The organism is Pseudomonas sp. 22189 (genome assembly GCF_052045635.1).
Taxonomy (GTDB): domain Bacteria; phylum Pseudomonadota; class Gammaproteobacteria; order Pseudomonadales; family Pseudomonadaceae; genus Aquipseudomonas; species Aquipseudomonas parakoreensis.
In genome coordinates this window covers 52,677-73,561 of sequence record NZ_JBQEPG010000028.1, presented here as the reverse complement: position 1 = coordinate 73,561, position 20,885 = coordinate 52,677, and the positions used below count along the sequence as shown (strand labels likewise).

General features: G+C 59.7%; 18 protein-coding genes. 5 read left to right on the top strand and 13 right to left on the bottom strand.

Features of this window, described 5'->3' with window-relative positions; translation table 11 throughout:
• Positions 1-475 precede the first annotated feature (475 nt).
• From gltP to ACTJKS_RS23805, 4 genes are all read right to left on the bottom strand, one after another.
• Positions 476-1,807 (bottom strand): glutamate/aspartate:proton symporter GltP, encoded by a 1,332-nt coding sequence (gene gltP / locus ACTJKS_RS23820; protein WP_047297447.1) that lies wholly within the window; start codon positions 1,805-1,807, stop codon positions 476-478.
• Between the two features lie 700 nt (positions 1,808-2,507).
• On the bottom strand, positions 2,508-2,972 hold the full coding sequence (locus tag ACTJKS_RS23815) for an inhibitor of vertebrate lysozyme family protein (RefSeq protein WP_108181257.1): 465 nt from the start codon (positions 2,970-2,972) through the stop codon (positions 2,508-2,510).
• Positions 2,973-2,974: 2 nt separating this feature from the next.
• Positions 2,975-3,139 carry a DUF1328 domain-containing protein gene (locus ACTJKS_RS23810; RefSeq protein WP_003177151.1) on the bottom strand — a complete coding sequence of 55 codons (165 nt, stop codon included), beginning with the start codon at positions 3,137-3,139 and terminating at the stop codon, positions 2,975-2,977.
• 72 nt (positions 3,140-3,211) lie between these two features.
• Entirely contained in the window at positions 3,212-3,496 is a 285-nt protein-coding gene (locus ACTJKS_RS23805) for a hypothetical protein (protein WP_047297449.1), read from the bottom strand.
• Positions 3,497-3,922: 426 nt separating this feature from the next.
• Here ACTJKS_RS23805 and algB point away from each other — a divergent pair, with 426 nt between their 5' ends.
• Positions 3,923-5,269: a sigma-54-dependent response regulator transcription factor AlgB gene (gene algB / locus ACTJKS_RS23800; protein ID WP_047297450.1), complete on the top strand. Its 1,347-nt coding sequence runs from the start codon at positions 3,923-3,925 to the stop codon at positions 5,267-5,269.
• 10 nt (positions 5,270-5,279) lie between these two features.
• Positions 5,280-7,070 (top strand): KinB sensor domain-containing domain, encoded by a 1,791-nt coding sequence (locus ACTJKS_RS23795; RefSeq protein ID WP_086794093.1) that lies wholly within the window; start codon positions 5,280-5,282, stop codon positions 7,068-7,070.
• On the opposite strand, the gene ACTJKS_RS23790 is transcribed toward ACTJKS_RS23795, so the two are convergent.
• The 7 genes from ACTJKS_RS23790 to ACTJKS_RS23760 all read right to left on the bottom strand — a co-directional run bounded on the left by ACTJKS_RS23790 (position 7,067) and on the right by ACTJKS_RS23760 (position 14,385).
• A complete protein-coding gene (locus tag ACTJKS_RS23790) occupies positions 7,067-8,680 on the bottom strand; it encodes an EAL domain-containing protein (protein WP_198758040.1) in 1,614 nt (537 codons plus the stop codon). The two genes, ACTJKS_RS23795 and ACTJKS_RS23790, sit on opposite strands and share 4 nt — an antisense overlap.
• 76 nt (positions 8,681-8,756) lie before the next feature.
• Positions 8,757-9,536, bottom strand: coding sequence for an N-acetylmuramoyl-L-alanine amidase (locus ACTJKS_RS23785; RefSeq protein WP_108181260.1), 780 nt, complete (start codon positions 9,534-9,536; stop codon positions 8,757-8,759).
• Between the two features lie 101 nt (positions 9,537-9,637).
• Entirely contained in the window at positions 9,638-11,704 is a 2,067-nt protein-coding gene (locus ACTJKS_RS23780) for a GGDEF domain-containing protein (protein ID WP_262949266.1), read from the bottom strand.
• Entirely contained in the window at positions 11,701-12,579 is an 879-nt protein-coding gene (locus tag ACTJKS_RS23775; protein WP_047297455.1) for an endonuclease/exonuclease/phosphatase family protein, read from the bottom strand. The genes ACTJKS_RS23780 and ACTJKS_RS23775 overlap by 4 nt, the downstream gene beginning before the upstream one ends.
• A 14-nt stretch (positions 12,580-12,593) precedes the next feature.
• The gene (locus ACTJKS_RS23770; RefSeq protein ID WP_007962741.1) at positions 12,594-13,235 is read right to left on the bottom strand and encodes a thiol:disulfide interchange protein DsbA/DsbL; all 642 of its coding nucleotides are present in this window, start codon (positions 13,233-13,235) and stop codon (positions 12,594-12,596) included.
• Between the two features lie 200 nt (positions 13,236-13,435).
• Positions 13,436-14,047, bottom strand: coding sequence for a c-type cytochrome (locus ACTJKS_RS23765; protein WP_041073681.1), 612 nt, complete (start codon positions 14,045-14,047; stop codon positions 13,436-13,438).
• 32 nt (positions 14,048-14,079) lie between these two features.
• The gene (locus tag ACTJKS_RS23760; RefSeq protein WP_041073683.1) at positions 14,080-14,385 is read right to left on the bottom strand and encodes a c-type cytochrome; all 306 of its coding nucleotides are present in this window, start codon (positions 14,383-14,385) and stop codon (positions 14,080-14,082) included.
• A gap of 191 nt (positions 14,386-14,576) precedes the next feature.
• Here ACTJKS_RS23760 and yihA point away from each other — a divergent pair, with 191 nt between their 5' ends.
• A complete protein-coding gene (gene yihA, locus ACTJKS_RS23755; protein WP_108181262.1) occupies positions 14,577-15,221 on the top strand; it encodes a ribosome biogenesis GTP-binding protein YihA/YsxC in 645 nt (214 codons plus the stop codon).
• Positions 15,222-15,630: 409 nt separating this feature from the next.
• Here the strand turns inward: yihA and polA are convergent, their stop codons facing one another.
• The gene (gene polA, locus ACTJKS_RS23750; protein WP_108181263.1) at positions 15,631-18,435 is read right to left on the bottom strand and encodes a DNA polymerase I; all 2,805 of its coding nucleotides are present in this window, start codon (positions 18,433-18,435) and stop codon (positions 15,631-15,633) included.
• Positions 18,436-18,509: 74 nt separating this feature from the next.
• Here polA and ACTJKS_RS23745 point away from each other — a divergent pair, with 74 nt between their 5' ends.
• Positions 18,510-18,806, top strand: coding sequence for a DUF2782 domain-containing protein (locus ACTJKS_RS23745; protein WP_041073689.1), 297 nt, complete (start codon positions 18,510-18,512; stop codon positions 18,804-18,806).
• A 62-nt stretch (positions 18,807-18,868) separates the two neighbouring features.
• The gene (locus tag ACTJKS_RS23740; protein WP_108181264.1) at positions 18,869-19,822 is read left to right on the top strand and encodes a homoserine kinase; all 954 of its coding nucleotides are present in this window, start codon (positions 18,869-18,871) and stop codon (positions 19,820-19,822) included.
• An 83-nt stretch (positions 19,823-19,905) separates the two neighbouring features.
• Here ACTJKS_RS23740 and ACTJKS_RS23735 read toward each other — a convergent pair whose 3' ends face one another.
• The gene (locus ACTJKS_RS23735) at positions 19,906-20,826 is read right to left on the bottom strand and encodes a zinc ABC transporter substrate-binding protein ZnuA (RefSeq protein ID WP_108184350.1); all 921 of its coding nucleotides are present in this window, start codon (positions 20,824-20,826) and stop codon (positions 19,906-19,908) included.
• Between the last annotated feature and the right edge of the window lie 59 nt (positions 20,827-20,885).

Here is a 20,885-nt window from a genome sequence, read left to right as displayed (position 1 = left end):
GCTGTGGGCTCGACCTGCTTGTTCAACCAAGCTTCAAACTCTTTGAAACCCTTCGCGTCATTAGGCAGCTTGGCCTTGGTTTTGTGCTTACCGTTTGGCAAGTGCGTGGCGATATCAAAGGTGTTTTTAGCGATATCGACACCGACGAAACTGGACATGAGTGTCTCTCCATTGATCTGTTTTCGATCATCACTGCACTCTGTCCAACCTTGCGAATGCGAGCTCTCGCCAGAGACGGGCCCAAGATACCGTTCGAACTATATGAGTGAGTGTGGAGGGCTGGAGCACGATCTACATCACAGGCAAAAAGCCTAAGGAGCTGCACGGCTTCCAAGTCCCTCCCTCGATGATCAGTCGAGAACTATCGCTCCTGACGGAGCGATAGTCGAGATACAAGGAGCTGCCGAAGGCTGCGATCTTTAAAAGCAAGATCAAAAGATCGCAGCCTGCGGCAGCTCCTACAGAGGTTCAGCGATCAGTTCTTGGAAATTTCACCAGCCGGCAGTTTTTCCTTGCTGCGCCAGTGCGGCAGGGAGTTCCAGTAGCGCTGGCCCTTGGCGTCGTCGTACATGCCTTCCCAACGTGCGATAACCAGTACCGCCAGGGCGTTGCCGATCACGTTCAGTGCGGTACGCGCCATGTCCATGATGCGGTCGACACCGGCGATGAACGCCAGGCCTTCCAGCGGGATACCGACACTGCCAAGCGTCGCCAGCAGCACCACAAAGGACACGCCTGGTACGCCGGCGATGCCTTTGGAAGTGACCATCAGGGTCAGCACCAGCAGCAGTTGCTGGCTGATCGACAGGTCGATGCCGTACAGCTGGGCAATGAAGATGGCGGCGATCGACTGATACAGCGTCGAACCGTCGAGGTTGAACGAGTAGCCAGTCGGGACCACGAAGGAGCAGATGGCTTTCGGTGCGCCATAGGCTTCCATCTTCTCGATGACGCGTGGCAGCACGGTTTCCGAAGAGGCGGTGGAGTAAGCCAGGACCAGTTCATCCTTGAAGATGCGCATCAGCTTGATCACCGAGAAGCCGAACAGCTTGGCGATCAAGCCCAGCACCACGAAAGCAAAGAAAGCGATGGCGACGTAAACCAGGATCACCAGTTTGGCCAGCGGCAGCAGCGAGGCGAAACCGAAGTTGGCCACGGTCACCGCGATCAGGGCGAACACGCCGATCGGGGCGTAGTTCATGATCATGTGGGTGACTTTGAACATGCTTTCCGAGACGCCCTGGAACATCTTCACCAGCGGCTCGCGCAGGTCCGACTGCAGGCTCGACAGACCGAGACCGAACAGTACGGAGAAGAAAATGATCGGCAGCATTTCGCCGCGGGCCATGGCCGCGAAGATGTTCGACGGGATCAGGTTGAGGATCGTCTCGATGAACGCGTGTTCATGTTGTACTTCGGCGGCGGTCGCCTGGTACTTGGAGATATCCACGGTGCCCAGGGTGCTCATGTCGATGCCGGCACCCGGGTGGAACAGGTTGGCCAGCAGCAGGCCGACGATGATCGCGATGGTGGTGACGACTTCGAAGTAGATGATGGTCTTCAGGCCGATACGCCCGAGTTTCTTGGCGTCGCCCACGCCGGCGATGCCGACGATCAGGGAGGAGATGACGATCGGAATCACGATCATCTTGATCAGACGGATAAAGATATCGCCTGCCGGTTGCAGGACGTTGCTGATCCACCAGGCTTTTTCGGCACTGAAGTGGTTGAGCAACGCACCAATTGCAATCCCTAAAACCAGACCGATGAGGATCTGCCAGGCGAGGCTGAGTTTTGCCTTCTTCATTATCTTTACCCTTACTTGCGTTTGACTCAGGCACATGCAGCAACTGGAACGCTCTTTAGCGGAAAAGTCTGTGCATCTGCCTCCGTATAAGGTGCCCCGAAGCGCGTATTTACGGCTCTTCGGCAGGCGAAAAAAGGCGCAACTATTCCGATGCAAGGTTGCGCCGTCTAATGCCGTAAACGCCTACCCTATGCCGAATCGGCATGAGATTTTTTAAATGAAACTGGCGTCCCAAGCGGTTCGATTACGACATTTCAGCCGGCATAAGTGCCGTGAACCGGCCATTTCAGCTTGGGTTGGTTGTTTTTTGAACGAGTGAATTCATCGAAAAATTCAGGAAAAAGCCTACATTTGCAGACTAGAAGTCCCACAGTTTAAAGGGGCTCTTTCTCGATATACGGTCGCCAGGAAACACGGCGAAATGTTTTCGCGCGCAGTCTGAACCATAAAAAGGCGAGCAGGACGCTCTGGATCAATGTTTTGTATCGCGCAAAGCTCAGCGCAAGTCCGTCGAGCCGCTGAGGGTCGGCGAACCTGCGTCGCAGCTTTTACCCTGACCCGGCCCTCGCGCAGGCACTCCCTGTACCCGTAGGTCACTCCGACCCTGTAACAGTCAGAACGTCCCGGCCCCCTGGTCATGCGCCGGCCTTCCTCGGGCAGGCGCAATAAAGGGCAGCGGGGCGCTGCCCTCATGTTCGAATCAGTACCAGTTCGGATCTTTCTTCAGCGTTTCCATCAGCAGGCTCTGCATGCCCTGATTCGGTTTGCCGAGGAAGCGGTAAGTGGCATGTCGCGTTGGCGACTTGTCGGCCGGCAGTCCTTCGGGCACATCGACGAGCATGGCGTAGGCATCTTTCTTGTCGAAGCTGAACGCTACGATCAAGCGGTGGTTCAGGCACTTGTCTGCGGATTCGCAGAGCGGGCCGACCAGATACTTGTCGCCATCTTCGGTCACGGCATTCATCTGCTGCTCTGGCGTACCGGACAGGTTCATCACCCATTCCGGGAGGCGCTCTTCATGCTTCACAACGCCTTGCCAGGTTTCCCGGTATTGCGGGTCGGAGCTGAGCAGCTCGTTGACCCGCGCCTGGCCATCATTGGCCGCGATCGCCATGGCACTACCGCCCAGAAGCAGGGCGGCTGCCAGTGTCTTTAACGCAATCATCGTTAACCTCGGCCGCGACGGCCAAAGAAGAAGGAAGCGATGAACATCACCAGGAACACGACAAAGAGAATCTTGGCGATACCCGTGGCGGTGCCCGCGATACCACCGAAGCCCAGGACGGCGGCGATGATGGCAATGATCAAGAATGTAATTGCCCAACTCAACATGGTGATTCTCCTTACTTCTCTATTTAGGGATATTGCGTGTCCTGGCGCCAGGCGCCCGAATTCGTTGGTTCGTCAGAAAACCCAGCGCTCTTCACGTGGCAGTTGATCCAGCGGCTGCGGCTGATCGACATCCATCATGCGCATCGAGGCGCTTTCGGCCTGACTGCTGCTGACGGCGCTGAAGTGCGTCTGCGTGCTGTGTTGAATCGAGATCAGCGGCTCAGGCTTCTGGCTGTTTTCCCAGCTCAGGTATTGCTGGCAGGCGATCAGGGTGATCAACAGTGCAAGCACGCCAAACAGGCCTTGCTGGATATGCAGGGGCGAGATACGCACTTGGGCGGCACGTTGGCGAGTCATCCTGGGTTCCTCACTCTTATTCGGTTGGGGCAGTGGAATCTGCCCGGGCTGAAAGAGGTATTGCAGGCTGCATGCCAGTTTTTTATTTGAAAAATATTCAATAAAATCAATTAGTTACTGACGAGTGAAATTCAGCGACGGACGCATCCTGCACGATGGGTCGTCTACGGTCGTGCGGAATGCACGATTATTTCGTATGAGATTTCATTCTTATGGAATTGAGAGCACGTCCTGGATGTCAGAAATGTACGCAGGGTTACCCCCGCGAATCAGTGATTGTTTAAAAACTCAACAAAATCAATGGATTGGCCGTTAAGGCAGGAGAGAGCTACCCTCCTATGGCTCGCATCGTTCAGAATCAACCATGCAACTTGCCCGATTTTTCCGGGACTAACCCAAGATCAATCACTATGGAGCGTAGGAAAAATGGAATCTGCCACTGAGCATCAAGGCCGCATTCTGCTGGTGGACGATGAGTCCGCCATCCTGCGAACCTTTCGCTACTGCCTCGAAGACGAAGGTTACACAGTGGCCACCGCCAACAGCGCGGCTCAGGCCGAGGCATTGTTGCAACGTCAGGTGTTTGACCTGTGCTTCCTTGATTTGCGTCTGGGTGAAGACAACGGTCTCGACGTTCTGGCGCAGATGCGCATTCAGGCGCCATGGATGCGCGTGGTCATTGTCACCGCGCACTCGGCGGTTGATACCGCGGTGGACGCGATCCAGGCGGGCGCCGCCGATTATCTGGTCAAACCGTGCAGCCCCGACCAGTTGCGCCTGGCCACCGCCAAGCAACTGGAAGTGCGTCAGCTCTCGGCGCGTCTGGAAGCTCTCGAAGGCGAGATCCGCAAACCCAAGGACGGCCTCGACTCCCACAGCCCGGCGATGAAAGTCGTGCTGGAAACTGCGCGGCAGGTCGCCGGTACCGACGCCAACATCCTTATTCTCGGCGAATCCGGCACGGGTAAAGGGGAACTGGCTCGGGCCATCCATGGTTGGAGCAAGCGCGAGAAGAAGTCCTGCGTGACCATCAACTGCCCGTCGTTGACTGCGGAACTGATGGAGAGCGAGCTGTTCGGCCACAGTCGCGGTGCGTTTACCGGCGCCAGTGAGAGCACTTTGGGTCGAGTTAATCAGGCGGACGGCGGCACGCTGTTTCTCGACGAGATCGGCGATTTTCCGCTGACTTTGCAACCCAAGTTGCTGCGTTTTATTCAGGACAAGGAATACGAGCGGGTAGGGGACCCAGTGACCCGTCGTGCCGATGTGCGGATTCTCGCCGCGACCAACCTTAATCTCGAAGACATGGTGCGCGACGGGCGCTTCCGTGAAGACCTGTTGTATCGCCTCAATGTGATCACCCTGCATCTGCCGCCATTGCGCGAACGTGCCGAGGACATCCTGACCCTGGCCGACCGCTTCCTCGCGCGCTTCGTCAAAGAGTACGCGCGCCCGGCACGGGGCTTTAGTGACGAGGCGCGCGAAGCGCTGTTGGGTTATCGCTGGCCGGGCAACATTCGAGAGCTGCGTAACGTGGTGGAACGGGCCAGCATCATCTGCCCGCAGGAACGCGTGGAAATCAGCCACCTCGGGATGGCCGAGCAACCGGCGAACAACGCACCGCGAGTCGGTGCCGCGCTGAGCCTCGATGAACTGGAAAAAGCCCACATCGGCGCGGTGCTGGCAACGGCAGGCACCCTTGATCAGGCGGCGAAAACCTTGGGCATCGACGCGTCGACCCTGTATCGCAAGCGCAAGCAGTACAACCTGTGAGCGCCCGACGATGAAACTGGCGATGAAGTTGCGCACTCGCTTGTTTCTGAGCATCTCTGCGCTGATCACGGTCGCCTTGCTCGGGCTATTGCTCGGGCTGGTCAGCGTGATGCAGATGGCCGGTACTCAGGAAGCAACGATCCGCAGCAACTTCGTGACCCTCGACCTGGGGCTCAAACTGCGCCAGACCCTCGGCGATCAACTGGTGCTGATGCTGGCCGAAAAGCCCGACCCGGCCGCGTTCGAAGCGTCAAAGCAGCACTACCTGCAATTGCTGGATGAAGGCATTTCCCAAGAGGCAGAAAGTGATGGCCGACAATACGGGTTTACCCAGGCCAAGGCTGACTACCTGAGTTTTCTCCAGGCGTTCGAGATGTCGCGTGATCCGGGCAATGTGCTCAGTGGCAACAGCGACCTCAGGGAACGCTTCAACACCTTGCGCAACGGTTTGATTACCGAGCACAAGCACGCACTGGACAACATCAACGCCGTGCAGCATGACGCCCGGGAAAGGGCACTGCTGGTCTCCGGTCTGCTCGGGCTGGTGGGATTGGCGGTGCTGATTATCGGCTTCGTCACCGCGCACGCCATTGCCCGTCGTTTTGGCGCGCCCATCGAGGCGCTGGCCAAGGCGGCGGACAACATCGGCCAAGGCAATTTCGAAGTGACGCTGCCGATTTCCTCGGCGATGGAAATGAATCAGCTGACCAAGCGCTTCGGGCTGATGGCCGAGGCGCTGCGCGAGCATCAGGCGACCAACGTGGACGAATTGCTGGCCGGTCAGCAACGCCTGCAGGCGGTGCTCGACAGCATCGACGACGGCTTGTTGATGATCGACCGTGAAGGGCATCTGGAACACCTCAATCCAGTGGCTCAGCGTCAGTTGGGTTGGGACAGTGACCGTCTCGGCCAAGGCCTGGGCACCGCGCTCGAGCGCCCGGAGCTCGACGCGCAACTGCAACTGGTGCTGCGCGGCGGCACCCTTGAGCGCGCCCCGGAAGATTTGAGCATTGAGGTCGATGGCGAATCGCGCTTGCTGACCTACAGTTTGACCCCGGTCAGTCACATCCAGGGGCATATTCTGGGGGCGGTGATGGTGCTGCACGACGTCACCGAGCAACGCGCCTTCGAGCGCGTGCGCAGCGAGTTCGTGCTGCGCGCCTCCCACGAACTGCGGACGCCGGTCACCGGCATGCACATGGCGTTCGGCCTGTTTCGCGAACGTGCGAAGTTCCCCCCGGAGTCACGCGAGGCGGACCTGCTCGACACGGTCAACGAAGAAATGCAGCGCTTGATGCAGTTGATCAACGATTTGCTCAACTTCTCGCGCTATCAGAACGGCTTGCAGAAACTCACCCTGGCGCCGTGCTCCATCGAAGATTTGCTGGAGCAGGCGCAGTCGCGCTTCGCCGATTGCGCTGCGGGCAAAGGCATTGCCCTGAGCGTCGAAGTGCAAGGGCCGTTGCCGCGTCTGCAGGCCGATCAGGCACAGCTTGAGCGGGTGCTCGACAACCTGATCGACAACGCTCTGCGCCATACCGCCCGCGACGGCCAGATTCGCCTGCAGGCGCGGCGGCATGGCGAACGGGTGATCATCAGCGTCGAAGACAACGGCGAAGGCATTGCCTACGGTCAGCAGGGGCGGATATTCGAGCCGTTCGTGCAGGTCGGGCGCAAGAAGGGTGGCGCCGGGCTGGGTCTGGCGCTGTGCAAGGAAATCGTCCAGCTGCATGGCGGGCGGATGGGCGTCTATTCGCGGCCGGGGCAGGGCACGCAGTTCTACATGGCGCTGGCGGTCTAGGCTTCGTCGTCCAGGCGGCGCCCGGTGAGGCGCCGCCCACGGGTGATCAGTTCGATGAACTGCACCGCACTCAGGGCCTGGGCGAACAGCCAGCCCTGACCGAACTTGACCCCCTCACTGCTGAGAAACACGGCTTGCGCTTCGTGCTCGATGCCTTCGGCAATCACCTTCAACTCCAGAGCCTGCGCCATGTGAATGATGTGCGGCGCAACGCCGCTGCTGGCCGCATCATGGCCGAGCGCGTCGATGAAGGCCTTGTCGATCTTCAGGCAATCCACCGGCAGCGTCTGCAGGTAGGCGAGGCTGCAATAACCGGTACCGAAATCATCGATCAGCACTTGATGGCCGACATCGCGCAAGGCTTGCAGGTTCTCCCGCGCCACCACCACGTCGATCAGTCCGCGCTCGGTGACTTCAAAGGCAATCTGTCGCGCGGCGACCCGGTGCAGCGTCAGCAGCCTGGCCATGACCTGGCCGATGCGCGGCACCATCACGTCGCAGGCGGCGAGGTTGACCGAAATGTACAGCTGCGGATTGGCGCGCAGCACCGGTCCCAGTTGTTCCAGCAGCCGTTGCAGGACAAAGTCTGTCATCTGCCGGATCTGCCCGGTGTTTTCCGCCAATGGAATGAACAGGTCGGGACTGGTCAGCGTGCCGTCCGGGCGACGCCAGCGCAGCAGGGCTTCGGCGCCCACGCAATTGCGGCTATCGAGATCGAAGATCGGCTGATACAGCACTTGCAGCTCGCCACGTCGAATGGCGCCCTGGAGTTCGGCGTCCAGTGACTGGCGCTGGCGCACCAGCAAAAATATAAAGAACCCGACAAACGCCCCCAGCAGCAGGCAGATCGGCACCATCCACCACCAGACGCTGGGAATATGCATGCCGCTGCGCGGGGTGATCAGCACCAACTGGTATTCCGGATTGTTGGTTGGCATGCGGTAGATCAGCCGTGACTGGGTGACTTGCAGGGGCGCGCGGCTTTTGGGTGGCCACGCTTCGGTTGGTGGCCACGTCTGCGCGGTGCCCAGCACCGGAATCGCCCGTTTGCCGTGGTCCAGCACCACCAGAAGGCTGCTGTCCGGCGGCAGGTCGACCATGTCGGTCAAATGCCCGCGTGATGTCGCCACGCGAAAATTGCCGCGCCCGAGCATCAGCGCAGCACGGTTTTCATCCGGTTCGGTGGTGGTGTTGAGCCAGTAGCTGTAGGTCGGTCCTTTGATATCCGGTGCGCGAACCACCGACAGTCCTTCCTGGCGGGGCCGGTTGGAGCATATCCGCGCACCATCCATGTAGGCCGCTTCATAGACGAAGCGATAGTTGAAGGTGACTTGTTGCAGCGTGGCGATCATTTCCTCGTCGCAACTGCGCAGCGGCTGCGCTTCGAGGTCATCGAGACTTTCGCGCAGTTGTCCGAACAGCTGCTCAAGGCGTGCCAGAAAGCGCTCGCCCTGGGTGTTCATTTCCTGGCTTTCGTTCTGTTCGATCTGGCGCATGGCGACGAACATTCCGCCGGCTATCAGCAATCCAGCACTGAAGACAGCCGCGATCATCGCCAAAAACCACGGGCGATAAAACCAGCTACGCAGCGTCGCTCGGGTAGCAACCATCATGGAATATCCGAAGAATTACCAATGAGTTATAGCTGCTGATTACGCTTTCGCCCTGACCGTCGGGCGGGCGTCATTATTTTGTCTGATTGAGGACCTGCAACAACGCTGCTGTTTGCGCGTCCGGTGTACCGTCGAAGCGTGAAGGGCGAAAGTGCATCTGGAACGCTGCCAGGACATGGCGAGTCGCGACGTCCAGCTCGCCGGTCTGCGGGGTGTCATAACCCACGCGCGCCAGTTGTTCCTGAAACCAGCTGATGCTGGGCAATTCGGCGTTGAACTGCACTTGCTGCCGAGCCACCGCTTGTTCATTGGGCCATACGCCCAGGCCTTCGGCGGCCAGGCGTTTCCATGGGAACAGCGGGCCGGGGTCGAGTTTGCGCAGGGGCGCGATGTCGCTGTGGCCGATGATATGGCGCGGGCTGATGCCTTGGCGCTTGCTGATGTCCTTGAGCAGAACGATCAGCGATTGAATCTGCGCTTCACTGTACGGGAACCACAGGCGCCCGGTCGGCGTGTCCTTGAAGCCCGGATTGACGATTTCGATGCCGATCGAGCTGGAGTTTAGCCAGGTACGGCCCTGCCACTGGCTCTCGCCGGCGTGCCAGGCGCGCTGGTTTTCATCCATCAGTTTGTAGATGGTGCCGCCCTTGTCGTCGCCGATCAGATAGTGGCTGCTGACTTCGCCGTGGGTCAGCAGTTGCAGCGAACGGGCGAGGGAAGCGGAGGTGTAGTGCACGATCACGAACTGCACGCGGCTGTCGTGATTGGCCGAAGGATGGCTGGTGTCATAACGCGGGCCGCTGGCACAACCGGCCAGAACGAGCAGCGACGCGAGGAGGGCGAAAAATTTCATGGCAGAAGGCAGTACACGCAAGACAATAATGCAACAGTGTAACGTACTGCCTTGCGTATCGACGCCTGACGGGCCGATTTAAACAAAATGGAACAACTTGCTCAGCCCAGTTCGACTCGGTTGCGTCCGCCGTTTTTCGCTCGGTACAACGCCTGATCGGCTCTTTTAAGCACCAGATCGCTGTGTTCTCCCGGCTTGAACGACGCCAGTCCCATGGAAATGGTGATCGTCACTCGTTCACCTTTGAAGTGAAACGGGCACGCTTCGATGGCCGCTCGCAGGGTTTCCAACAATTTGGCGCCGACGGCCGGCGTGGTGGCTGGCAGCAGCAAAACGAATTCCTCTCCGCCGAAGCGAGCAATGAAATCCGCCCCACGCAGACGTTTGCGCAGCACCGTGGCGATGATTTTCAATACCTTGTCGCCCGCCAGATGGCCGTAGTTGTCGTTGATGCGCTTGAAATGATCGAGGTCGAGCATCGCCAGGCTCAAGGTGTTGCCGTGTTGTTGCCATTGCCTGATCTCGTGTTCCAGCCGTTCGCTCCAGGCAGCGCGGTTGGGCAGGCCGGTCAACGGGTCGATCAGGGCTTTCTGTCGCTGTTCTTCCAGATGTTCGCGAAAGCCCAGGGCTTCCTGCTCCATGTGCGCCACACGTTCGGCCAGGCCTTTGAGACGTGCCGCCACTTCCTGCTCGCGGGCATCGCGTTGTTGCTGATGCTGATCCATGGTACCGAGCAGGCCTTCGAGATGGTTCTCCAGCACTCGCTTGAGATCATCCAGATCGGCCGCTTCCTGCACGCTGGTCTGCAAGCCGTCGACTTGCTCGCGAATCTGCGTGTCCATCGCCCGGGCTGCCGAGCTGTTGTCGGCATGGCCCTCGCTCGCGGCCTGCAAATTGCTCTGGAATGCTTCGAGGCGTTCGTTGAGCCGCTGCAGATAGGCTTCGAATTCGTGTTGGCCGCTGTCGGTGATTGCCAGCATCAAGGTGGCAAGGTCGTCGAGAATGGGCAGGAGTTCGTACCAGTTCAGACCATTTTTCAAGCGATCACGCATGGCCTCGGCTTGCGGGCGATGGCGCTCCGGCAAGGTCAGATCGTCGAGCAGCCCGATCAGCGTGTCTTCGATGTGTTTGGCCACCGAGCTGTAGGACGGCTCCGGCGAATCGGGCAGGGCGTAAAGAATGTCTTGCTCGGGCTGCTCCGGATCGATGGCAGCCAAGGCTTGGGCAATCGGGGCGGGCAGGGGCAGGCTGTCGAGGAGCAAGGGGGCCGGGGCGTCGCCCGGGTGGATCAATTCGTCAGGGTTGATCGCCGCTATGAAGGCTGGTGGCGCAAGCGGCGGGGCCAGAGGTTCGAGGGGCGGTTTGAGTTCAGGCAGTGGTTCGGGCGCCGTCTCGATGGCAATGACCGGCGGCACAAGCGAAACCACAGGCGATTCGGCCTGCGGTTGCGCTGCAGGTGCTTGTTGAGGGCTTGCCTCTGCCGGTTGCAATAGAGTCGCGGCGCTGACCGGTGCCGTAGTCGGTTCGCCTGTTGGCGTCTGTGCGGGCTCGACTTCAGGTTCAGTGTTGGCTGATGGCGGCGCTGGTATTGGCGCAGGCGCTTGAGCTTGCTCCGGGCCCTGCGTCCCTGGCGTTTCTTCGGTTTCGCGATTGCCAAACAGGCGTTGCAGAAGGCCCGGGCGTTCTGGCGCGGGTGGGGTTTCCAGCTGGCTCAACGCTTTGCCCTGCAAACCGCTGAGTTCACTCAGCAGCAGCGGCATTTCCCGCGCCTGGCCGACCCGACTGTCCAGTTGCTTGGCGAATTTCTTCAGCGGCTGGGCGACTTCCCGCGGCAGCGGCAACGCTTGCAGTTGGGTAACCAGCGCGGTCAACGCGGTGCTGACCTGATCAATGCGGGTCTCGCGGCGCTGTTCGGAGTCGAGTACGGCTTTCTCCAGGCGCGGCAGCAGGGCGGCGAGACCGGCATCCATGTCGTCGGTGCGCACCACGTCGCGCATCTCTTTCATGCACTGATCAACGACCTTGTCGGTGCCTTCAGCGGCCAGCGTACTGCGTACCAGACCGCGGCGCAGCAAGTCGAGACGGGCGGCCCAGCGCCGTTCGAGCTTGTCCTGCTGTTCGATACTTTTGAGGTACTTCTCTTTCCAGCGCTGGGCGTCGTCGCTCATTCAGGGGTTCCGCGAGGGGCAGGACTCAACGCGGGCAATGCATCGGCCGTGAGCGAACCCGGCAGACGAATCTCTACCGCGACCGGCAGGTGATCGGAAATGGGTTGGGCCAGCACTTCGACCTTTTCCAGAGTCAGGGTCGGGCTGAGCAAAATATGATCCAGGCAACGCTGCGGCCGCCAGCTGGGAAACGTGGCTTGCATCTGCGGGGCCAGCAGGCCGAGATCGCGTAACGGTGACTGTTGTAGCAGATCGCTGGCATGGGTGTTCATGTCGCCCATCAATACCTGGTGCTTGTAGCCACCGATCAGGTCCCGAATGTAGGCCAGTTGCAGGCTGCGCACCCGGGCGCCGAGGGCCAGGTGCATCATCACCACCACCAGCGCTTCCGGGCCTTCGCCAAAGCGCAGCAGGATTGCGCCGCGACCTTTCGGGCCCGGCAGCGGATGGTCTTCGATCGCCCACGGTTTCAGTCGGCTGAGCACGCCATTGCTGTGCTGGGCCAGCCGGCCGAGGTTGCGATTGAGTTGTTGATACCAGTAAGGGAAGGCGCCGAGGTGGGCCAGGTGTTCGACCTGATTGACGTAGCCTGAGCGCAGGCTGCCGCCATCGGCTTCCTGCAGGGCGACCAGGTCGAAGTCGCCAAGCAGGTCGCCGATCTTCTGCAGATTGCCTGAGCGCCCGGTGTGCGGCAGCAGGTGCTGCCAGCTGCGGGTCAGGTAATGCCGATAGCGTTCGGTGCTGATGCCGACCTGGATGTTGAAGCTGAGCAAGCGCAGACGATGGTCTGCGGGCAGGCCCGTGGACTCCAGGTGATGCTCGTTGACCTGCGGATCATGCAGGCCAACGATGCGTTCGGTGCCCCAGCGGCGCATGGCAATGACCGCGCTTAGTTGGCAGCTGCCTTGTTGGCCGCTCGCTCTTTGGCGACCAGTTGATCAGCCAGCTTCAAGGCTTCTTCCGCACCACCGGCAGAGCCGATGTCGAAGCGGTATTTGCCGTTGACGATCATGGTTGGCACGCCAGTGATTTCATATTTCTTGGCCAGCTCACGCGCCTTGACGATCTGCCCTTTGATCGCGAACGAGTCAAAGGTGGCGAGGAACTTGTCCTTGTCCACGCCTTGTGTGGCGAGGAAGTCAGCCATGTCGTTCTTGTCGGTCAGCTTCTTGTGTTCTTTCTGGATCGCATTGAATACCGCAGCGTGAACCTTGTGCTCGACGCCCATTGCTTCCAGGGTCAGGAACATTTGACCGTGAGCATCCCACGGGCCGCCGAACATGGCAGGAATGCGTACGAAGTTGACGTCGGACGGCAGTTTTTCAACCCAGGGATTGATCACTGGCTCGAACGCGTAGCAATGCGGGCAGCCGTACCAGAACAGCTCCACGACTTCGATCTTGCCAGGCTCTGCCACCGGCACCGGGTTGGCCAGTTCGACATAAGGGGCAGCGGGTGCTTCGGCGGCCTGGGCGGTCACGCCGAACAGGCTGGCAGCGACGAGAGCGGCGCTGATGATCAGATTACGCATGCTTTACTCCTGGACAATTTTGGTCGCCTCGCGCGACCTGTTTTCAGACAGATCCTGGCGGGCATGAGTTCTGTAGTGTAACGGCAGCGGCCACAAAAAAGGGCGGCCAAAGCCACCCTTTTTATACTTGCTGCGATGGATTAATCGAGCGTTAACGTTGCAGGAGATGTCCATCACCGGTAACGCTCGATGCAGGGCGGTTAGTGCAGGCCCTGAATGTAGCTGGCGACCGCAGCAATGTCTTCGTCGCTGAGTTTGCGTGCGATGGTGCGCATCGGCATGGAATCGCCGTCGTTGGCGCGACCGCCTTCTTCCTTGCGGAAGTCGGTCAGCTGTTTGGCGATGTATTGAGCGTGTTGGCCTCCCAGGTGCGGGAAGCCGGCGGCGGCGTTGCCGGCACCGTTCGGCGAGTGGCAGCCGGTGCAGGCTGGCAGGCCTTTGTCCAGGTTGCCGCCACGGAACAGGGCTTCACCACGGGCGACGATTTTTGGATCGGCGGCGCCGACGCTGCCCTTCTGACTGGCAAAGTAGGCGGCAATATCGGCCAGGTCCTGATCGCTCAGGTTGGTCAGCAGGCCGGTCATTTCCAGAACCTGGCGTTTGCCCGACTTGATGTCATGCAACTGCTTGTCGAGGTAACGTTCACCTTGACCGGCCAGTTTCGGGAAGTTGGGTGCCATGCTGTTCCCGTCCGGGCCATGGCAGGCTCCGCACACGGCAGCTTTTGCCTGGCCGGCTGCTGCATCACCTGCAGCATGGGCGATGCCGGAGATTCCCACGGTCAACAGCAGACTCACGATCAATTTGTTCATCAGCTAATCCAACTACGGCTAAGGGTTAAGAGTTATGGACCGGGTTTACTCTCGCTCATCCAAAGGATGATGGCCTGGTAATCCTCGGCACTGCAGTCCATGCACAAACCACGCGGCGGCATCGCCTTGAAACCCTGGGTCACGTGTTGCACCAGCGTCTCCATACCTTTCGCCAACCTCGGCGTCCAAGCTGCCTGATCGCCTCTTTCGGGCGCCATGGGTAGTTGGCCGGAATGACAGGCACCACAAACACGGTTGTACACGGCTTCCGGTTCCTGTGTAGCCTGTGCGCCGCAAAGCGGTATCAGGACTCCGGCAGCCAGCAGCCATTTCGTCATAAAACGACCTTTTCAGGGTTGAGAGCGTTCTGCGTTCTGATGCGCAATCAAGGTCTTTGGCTCTCGTGAACTTCATCCTTCGCTGGGACAAAGCACACACAAAATCTGCGGCATTATATACTGGCGTCACTGAAACGGAAGCGACACCGCGTTCCGCGCCCAATCCCGGCGCCGCCCACATCGGAAATCCCATGCAACTCAAGAATCCCATCCTCGGCCTGTGCCAACAGTCCACGTTCATGCTCAGTGCCGCCAAAGTCGATCAATGCCCTGACGACGAAGGCTTCGAAGTGGCGTTCGCCGGTCGTTCCAACGCCGGTAAATCCAGCGCGCTGAACACCCTGACTCACGCCAGCCTGGCGCGCACCTCGAAAACTCCGGGTCGCACACAGCTGTTGAACTTCTTCAAGCTAGACGATGAACGGCGTCTGGTCGACCTGCCGGGCTACGGTTATGCAAAAGTACCGATCCCGCTCAAGCAACACTGGCAGCGTCACCTCGAGGCGTACCTCGGTGGCCGCGAGAGTTTGAAGGGTTTGATTCTGATGATGGACATCCGTCATCCAATGACCGACTTCGACCTGTTGATGCTCGACTGGGCCGTCGCCGCCGGCATGCCGATGCACATTCTGCTGACCAAGGCCGACAAACTGACCTACGGTGCCGCCAAGAACACGCTGCTCAAGGTGCAGTCGGAAATCCGCAAGGGCTGGGGGGATCGGGTGACGATCCAGCTGTTTTCCGCGCCAAAACGCATGGGCCTGGAAGAGGCCTACACTGTGTTGGCAGGCTGGATGGAACTGGCGGACAAAGGTGCAGAAGCCGCAGCAGAGTAAGGGATTGCAAAACTGTCTGTGGTGCTGCAAGGCAAGGCAAAAGTGCTGGTAAAAAGCGGAGTTTAGGGAACCTAAATGAGCATTTTTAACTGCGCTTTTAACGCAGCATGGCTGCGCCACAGGCAGTTTTGAGGCAAAAAAAGCCCCGGACTTCATATGGGGAGGGAGAAGTTCCGGGGTTTAAGTTCCGAACCGCTAGGGCGGGGTTCAGATATCTGCCAACACTTAACACAACATAGGAGCATCGAAGGGCTTCACCAGCCATTCAGTATCTCTGAGTAGTGAGTTGTCAGATTAGTTCAGATTTTTTTCAAAAAGCTTTGGAATAAGCCCAAGCGCGATTCGAAATAAGGCCATTCCGGGCATTTGCCGCGACAGTGTGTCGCGGCAAATGCCCGGTCCAGACGCCTTAGTGCGCCTCATCCCAGTTGTTGCCGACGCCGACTTCCACCAGCAACGGTACGTCCAGTTTCGCCGCTTCGCTCATATGCAGGCGGATTTCCTGACTCACCTGCTCAACCAGATCCTCGCGAACCTCCAGCACCAGTTCGTCGTGCACCTGCAGGATGACCTTGGCGTCCAGCCCGGACGCTGTCAGCCAGTTATCCACCGCCACCATGGCTTTCTTGATGATGTCGGCCGCGGTGCCTTGCATCGGCGCATTGATCGCCGTGCGTTCGGCGGCGGCGCGTTCCTGCGGCTTGTTCGAGTTGATTTCCGGCAGGTACAGGCGTCGACCGAAGAAGGTCTCGACGTAACCCTGATCCGCCGCCTGCTTACGGGTGCGCTCCATGTATTCGCGCACACCGGGGTAGCGGGCGAAGTAGGTGTCGATGTAGGCCTTGGCGGTCTTGGTGTCGACGCCGATGTCCTTGCCGAGCTTCTGCGCGCCCATGCCATAGATCAGGCCGAAGTTGATCGCCTTGGCGCCACGGCGCTGGTCGGAGGTCACTTCGTTGAGCTCGACCTTGAATACTTCGGCAGCGGTGGCGGTGTGCACGTCCAGATTGTTGCGGAAGGCGTTCATCAAGCCTTCGTCCTTGGACAAGTGGGCCATGATCCGCAGTTCGATTTGCGAATAGTCCGCCGCCAGCAACTTGTAGCCTTTCGGCGCGACGAACGCCTGACGAATGCGGCGGCCTTCAGCGGTGCGCACCGGAATGTTCTGCAGGTTCGGATCGCTGGAAGACAAACGCCCGGTGGACGCTACAGCCTGATGGTACGAAGTGTGGATACGTCCGGTGCGCGGGTTGATCTGCTCCGGCAGGCGGTCGGTGTAAGTGCTTTTCAGCTTGCTCATGGAGCGATGCTCCATCAGCACTTTCGGCAGTCGATGATCGTCTTCGGCGAGTTTCGCCAGCACTTCCTCGGCGGTCGATGGTTGGCCCTTGGCGGTTTTCTTCAAAACCGGTAGGCCGAGCTTCTCGTAGAGGATTACGCCCAACTGCTTCGGCGAGCCGAGGTTGAATTCTTCGCCGGCGATCTCGAACGCTTCGCGCTCCAGTGCGACCATTTTGTTACCCAGCTCGATGCTCTGGATGCCGAGCAGTTCAGCGTCGACGAACGCGCCCTGACGCTCGATGCGCGCCAACACCGGTACCAGCGGGATTTCGATGTCGGTCAGGACGCTGGCCAGGCTCGGGATCGCGCTGAGTTTTTCAAACAGAGTCTGATGCAGACGCAGGGTGATGTCGGCGTCTTCGGCGGCATACGGGCCGGCCTGCTCCAGAGCGATCTGGTCGAAGGTCAGCTGTTTGGCGCCTTTGCCGGCGATGTCCTGAAAACTCACAGTGGTGTGATCCAGGTACTTCTGCGCAAGGCTGTCCATGTCGTGGCGGGTGGCGGTGGAGTTGAGCACGTAGGACTCAAGCATGGTGTCGAAGGCAATCCCGCGCACATTGATGCCTTGGCTCTGATCGCCGCCAATGGCGCAGTTGGCCAGAATGTTCATGTCGAACTTGGCGTGCTGGCCGACCTTGAGTTTGTTCGGGTCTTCCAGGATCGGCTTCAGCGCGCGCAGCACAGTGTCGCGATCCAGTTGCTCGGGTACGCCGATGTAGGAATGGGTCAGCGGGATGTACGCCGCTTCGTTGGCCTGCACCGCGAACGACAGGCCGACCAGTTGCGCCTGCTGCGCGTCGATGCCTGTGGTTTCGGTGTCGAAGGCGAACAGCTTGGCGTTGTTCAGTTTTTCCAGCCAGACATCGAAACGCGCCTGATCGAGGATGGTTTCGTAAGCGGCTTCAGCAGGGGCGGCGGGCACTTCGGCTGGCGGCGCGCTAAACAGATCGCCAGCCGGCGCAGGCTCGGCGGCCGCGCTCAGCTCCTGGCGCTTGGCGTCGCGATCAAGGTCATTCAGCCAGCTCTTGAATTCCAGCAGGGTGTACAACTCGTAGAGCTTGGCCGGGTCTTCCGGGCCCATTTGCAGGTCATCGAGGCCAATGTCCAGCGGCACGTCGACCTTGATCGTTGCCAGTTGATAGGAGAGGAAGGCCATCTCCTTGTGCTCTTCAAGCTTGGCCGGCAGAGTCTTGGCCCCGCGAATCGGCAGGGTCGGGACGATGTCGAGGTTTGCATAAAGCTCGGTGAGGCCGCCGTTAACGCCGACCAGCAGGCCGGACGCGGTCTTCGGGCCGATGCCGGGAACGCCCGGGATGTTGTCGGAAGAATCGCCCATCAGCGCCAGATAATCGATGATCTGCTCCGGAGCGACGCCGAATTTCTCCTTTACGCCCTCAACGTCCATCGAGCTACCGGACATGGTGTTGACCAAGGTAATGTGGCCGTCGACCAATTGCGCCATGTCCTTGTCGCCGGTAGAGATGATCACCGGGCGAGCGGCTGCCGCGCTGCTGCGGGCGAGGGTGCCGATCACGTCGTCTGCCTCGACGCCCTCCACGCACAACAGCGGGAAGCCAAGAGCAATCACGCTCTGGTGCAGCGGCTCGATCTGCACGCGCATGTCGTCGGGCATGCTGGGGCGGTTGGCTTTGTACTCGGCGTACATCTCATCGCGAAACGTCCCGCCCTTGGCATCGAAAACCACGGCGAACGGGCTGTCGGGATACTGCTTGCGCAGACTCTTGAGCATGTTCAGCACACCTTTGACCGCACCGGTCGGCAGGCCTTTGGAGGTGGTCAGCGGTGGCAGTGCATGGAAAGCGCGGTACAGGTAAGACGAACCGTCCACCAGGACGAGGGGGGCTTGGCTCATGAGCAGAATCAACCTTTTCGGCGGGCCCGGCGCTAGAATAGCGGGACCGTTGACGACAAAGGGACAAGGTTATCATGCGTACGTTAAATCGCTTGCTGCTGGTCGGTTTGATTGCTGTCTCACCATTGGCCGCGATGGCGGCGGATGATGCGCCGTCGAAGGAGCCGGAAGTTACCATTAACACGCACACCGAGGGCGACAAGGTCATTCAGGAATACAGCCGCAGTGGCTTCGTGTATGCGATCAAAGTCACGCCGAAGGGCGGCAAACCGTATTTTCTGGTGCGCGCCGATGGTTCGGACGTGAACTACATCCGTTCCGACCAGCCGGATATGCTGATTCCGTCGTGGGAAATCTTTACCTGGAAGTAAGATTCCTGACTTTTTAATCGGCGCCGCTTGATCGCGGCGCCCGAACTGAGCAGTTTTTAACCATGTCTGTGTTCACCCCCCTGGCTCGGCCAGAGCTGGAAACCTTTCTTGCCCCTTACGGGCTTGGCCGTCTGCTTGATTTCCAGGGGATCGCCGCTGGCAGCGAAAACACCAACTTCTTTATCAGTCTGGAGCAGGGCGAATTCGTCCTGACCCTGGTCGAACGTGGCCCGGTGCAGGAAATGCCGTTTTTCATCGACCTGCTCGACGTGTTGCACGAGGCTGATCTGCCGGTGCCTTACGCGCTGCGCACCACTGACGGCGTGGCGTTGCGTGAGCTCAAGGGCAAGCCGGCGCTGCTGCAACCACGGCTGTCCGGCAAACACATCAAGGTCGCCAACGCCCAGCATTGCGCGCAGGTCGGCGAGTTGCAGGCGCATCTGCACCTGGCGACCCAGGGCGAGCGCATGATCAAGCGCAAGACCGATCGTGGCCTGGACTGGATGCTGGAGGAGGGTAACGAGTTCCTCTCGCACTTGAGCGACGAGCCGCGTGCGCTGCTGCACAAGGCACTGGATGAAATCACCGTGCAGAAAGACAAAATTCTCGCGCTGCCACGGGCCAACATTCACGCCGACCTGTTCCGCGATAACGCGATGTTCGAAGGCACGCACCTGACCGGGTTGATCGATTTTTACAACGCCTGCTCGGGGCCGATGCTCTACGACGTGGCGATCGCCTTGAATGACTGGTGTTCGGACGAGGATGGCCTGATTGATGGTCCGCGTGCCCGCGCATTCCTTGGCGCCTATGCGGCGCTGCGTCCGTTCACTGCTGCTGAAGCTGAACTCTGGCCGACCATGCTGCGCGTGGCCTGTGTGCGGTTCTGGCTGTCACGGTTGATCGCCGCCGAGCAGTTTGCCGGGCAGGACGTGCTGATTCACGATCCGCGGGAGTTCGAGCAGCGACTGGCGCAGCGGCAGCAGGTTCATACGCCGTTGCCTTTCGCCCTTTAAAATCAAAAGATCGCAGCCTTCGGCAGCTCCTACACAGTAAACCCTGTAGGAGCTGCCGAAGGCTGCGATCTTTTGCTTTGGGGTTACAACGATTCCAGGCAGTCGGCCAAATCGTTGCCCAACTTCTCCAGCACCTGCTCATACCCCTGAGCGGTCGCTGGCGTATAGCCGCCCAGCGCATCCAGCTCCGCCAGCTTCACCGGCAGGCCCGCCACCAGGGTTTCCGCCAGGCGTGGACGCAGTGGCGGTTCGCTGAACACACAGGTCTTGCCCACTTCCTGCAGGCGTTTGCGCATCGCGGCGACATGTTGCGCGCCCGGTTGTACTTCGGCGGCCACGCTGAACACGCCAGTGTGTTTCAGGCCGTAAGCATCTTCGAAATAGTCGAAGGCTTCGTGGAATACGAAATACGGCTTGCGTTCAACGCTGGCCAGACGCTGCTTCAGCCGCGCGTCCAACGCATCGAGACGCTCAGCGAAGGCCTTGGCGTTGCGCTGATAGCGTTCGGCGTTGGCCGGATCGGCAGCGCTGAGGTCGGCAGCCATTTTCCCGGCAATGACTCGGGCGTTGACCGGCGATAGCCACAAATGCGCGTCCAGCGTACCCGGACGATGATCGTGATCATGCTCGTCGGCGTCTTCGGCGTGGGAGTGGCTGTCTTCGGCGAAGCGGCGCAGTTTCATACCCGGCAGATCCTGCACGGCCACGCTTGGCAGCGTTCGACCGTTGAGCACACGCGGCAGGAAACCTTCCATATCCGGGCCGATCCAGTACAGCAGGTCCACCGATTGCACCTTGCGCACGTCGGACGGGCGTAGTGCGTAGTTATGCGGCGAGGCACCCGGTGGCAGCAGCACTTCCGGGATGGCCACACCGTCCTGGACCGCTGCAGCGATCAACTGCAACGGTTTGATGCTGGTGAGAACCTTGACCTCGGCCTGAGCCGAACCGATCAGCAGAAAACTGGCGACAAAAGCCACAAAAACAGAAAAAAGTCGGGACACGATGACCACTCAAGGAGGCGAGAACGGGTAACATAATAACGTCTCTATCAAAACTCGTC

Excerpts from the sequence above, each read along its gene's own strand:
- ACTJKS_RS23740 (WP_108181264.1), top strand. The coding sequence starts at position 18,869 with ATGTCTGTGTTCACCCCCCTGGCTCGGCCAGAGCTGGAAACCTTTCTT.
- gltP (WP_047297447.1), bottom strand. The coding sequence starts at position 1,807 with ATGAAGAAGGCAAAACTCAGCCTCGCCTGGCAGATCCTCATCGGTCTG.
- ACTJKS_RS23775 (WP_047297455.1), bottom strand. The coding sequence starts at position 12,579 with ATGCGCCGCTGGGGCACCGAACGCATCGTTGGCCTGCATGATCCGCAG.
- ACTJKS_RS23805 (WP_047297449.1), bottom strand. The coding sequence starts at position 3,496 with ATGACTCGCCAACGTGCCGCCCAAGTGCGTATCTCGCCCCTGCATATC.
- ACTJKS_RS23785 (WP_108181260.1), bottom strand. The coding sequence starts at position 9,536 with ATGAAATTTTTCGCCCTCCTCGCGTCGCTGCTCGTTCTGGCCGGTTGT.
- algB (WP_047297450.1), top strand. The coding sequence starts at position 3,923 with ATGGAATCTGCCACTGAGCATCAAGGCCGCATTCTGCTGGTGGACGAT.
- polA (WP_108181263.1), bottom strand. The coding sequence starts at position 18,435 with ATGAGCCAAGCCCCCCTCGTCCTGGTGGACGGTTCGTCTTACCTGTAC.
- ACTJKS_RS23815 (WP_108181257.1), bottom strand. The coding sequence starts at position 2,972 with ATGATTGCGTTAAAGACACTGGCAGCCGCCCTGCTTCTGGGCGGTAGT.
- ACTJKS_RS23760 (WP_041073683.1), bottom strand. The coding sequence starts at position 14,385 with ATGACGAAATGGCTGCTGGCTGCCGGAGTCCTGATACCGCTTTGCGGC.
- ACTJKS_RS23780 (WP_262949266.1), bottom strand. The coding sequence starts at position 11,704 with ATGAGCGACGACGCCCAGCGCTGGAAAGAGAAGTACCTCAAAAGTATC.
- ACTJKS_RS23795 (WP_086794093.1), top strand. The coding sequence starts at position 5,280 with ATGAAACTGGCGATGAAGTTGCGCACTCGCTTGTTTCTGAGCATCTCT.
- ACTJKS_RS23765 (WP_041073681.1), bottom strand. The coding sequence starts at position 14,047 with ATGAACAAATTGATCGTGAGTCTGCTGTTGACCGTGGGAATCTCCGGC.
- ACTJKS_RS23745 (WP_041073689.1), top strand. The coding sequence starts at position 18,510 with ATGCGTACGTTAAATCGCTTGCTGCTGGTCGGTTTGATTGCTGTCTCA.
- ACTJKS_RS23770 (WP_007962741.1), bottom strand. The coding sequence starts at position 13,235 with ATGCGTAATCTGATCATCAGCGCCGCTCTCGTCGCTGCCAGCCTGTTC.
- ACTJKS_RS23790 (WP_198758040.1), bottom strand. The coding sequence starts at position 8,680 with ATGGTTGCTACCCGAGCGACGCTGCGTAGCTGGTTTTATCGCCCGTGG.
- yihA (WP_108181262.1), top strand. The coding sequence starts at position 14,577 with ATGCAACTCAAGAATCCCATCCTCGGCCTGTGCCAACAGTCCACGTTC.
- ACTJKS_RS23810 (WP_003177151.1), bottom strand. The coding sequence starts at position 3,139 with ATGTTGAGTTGGGCAATTACATTCTTGATCATTGCCATCATCGCCGCC.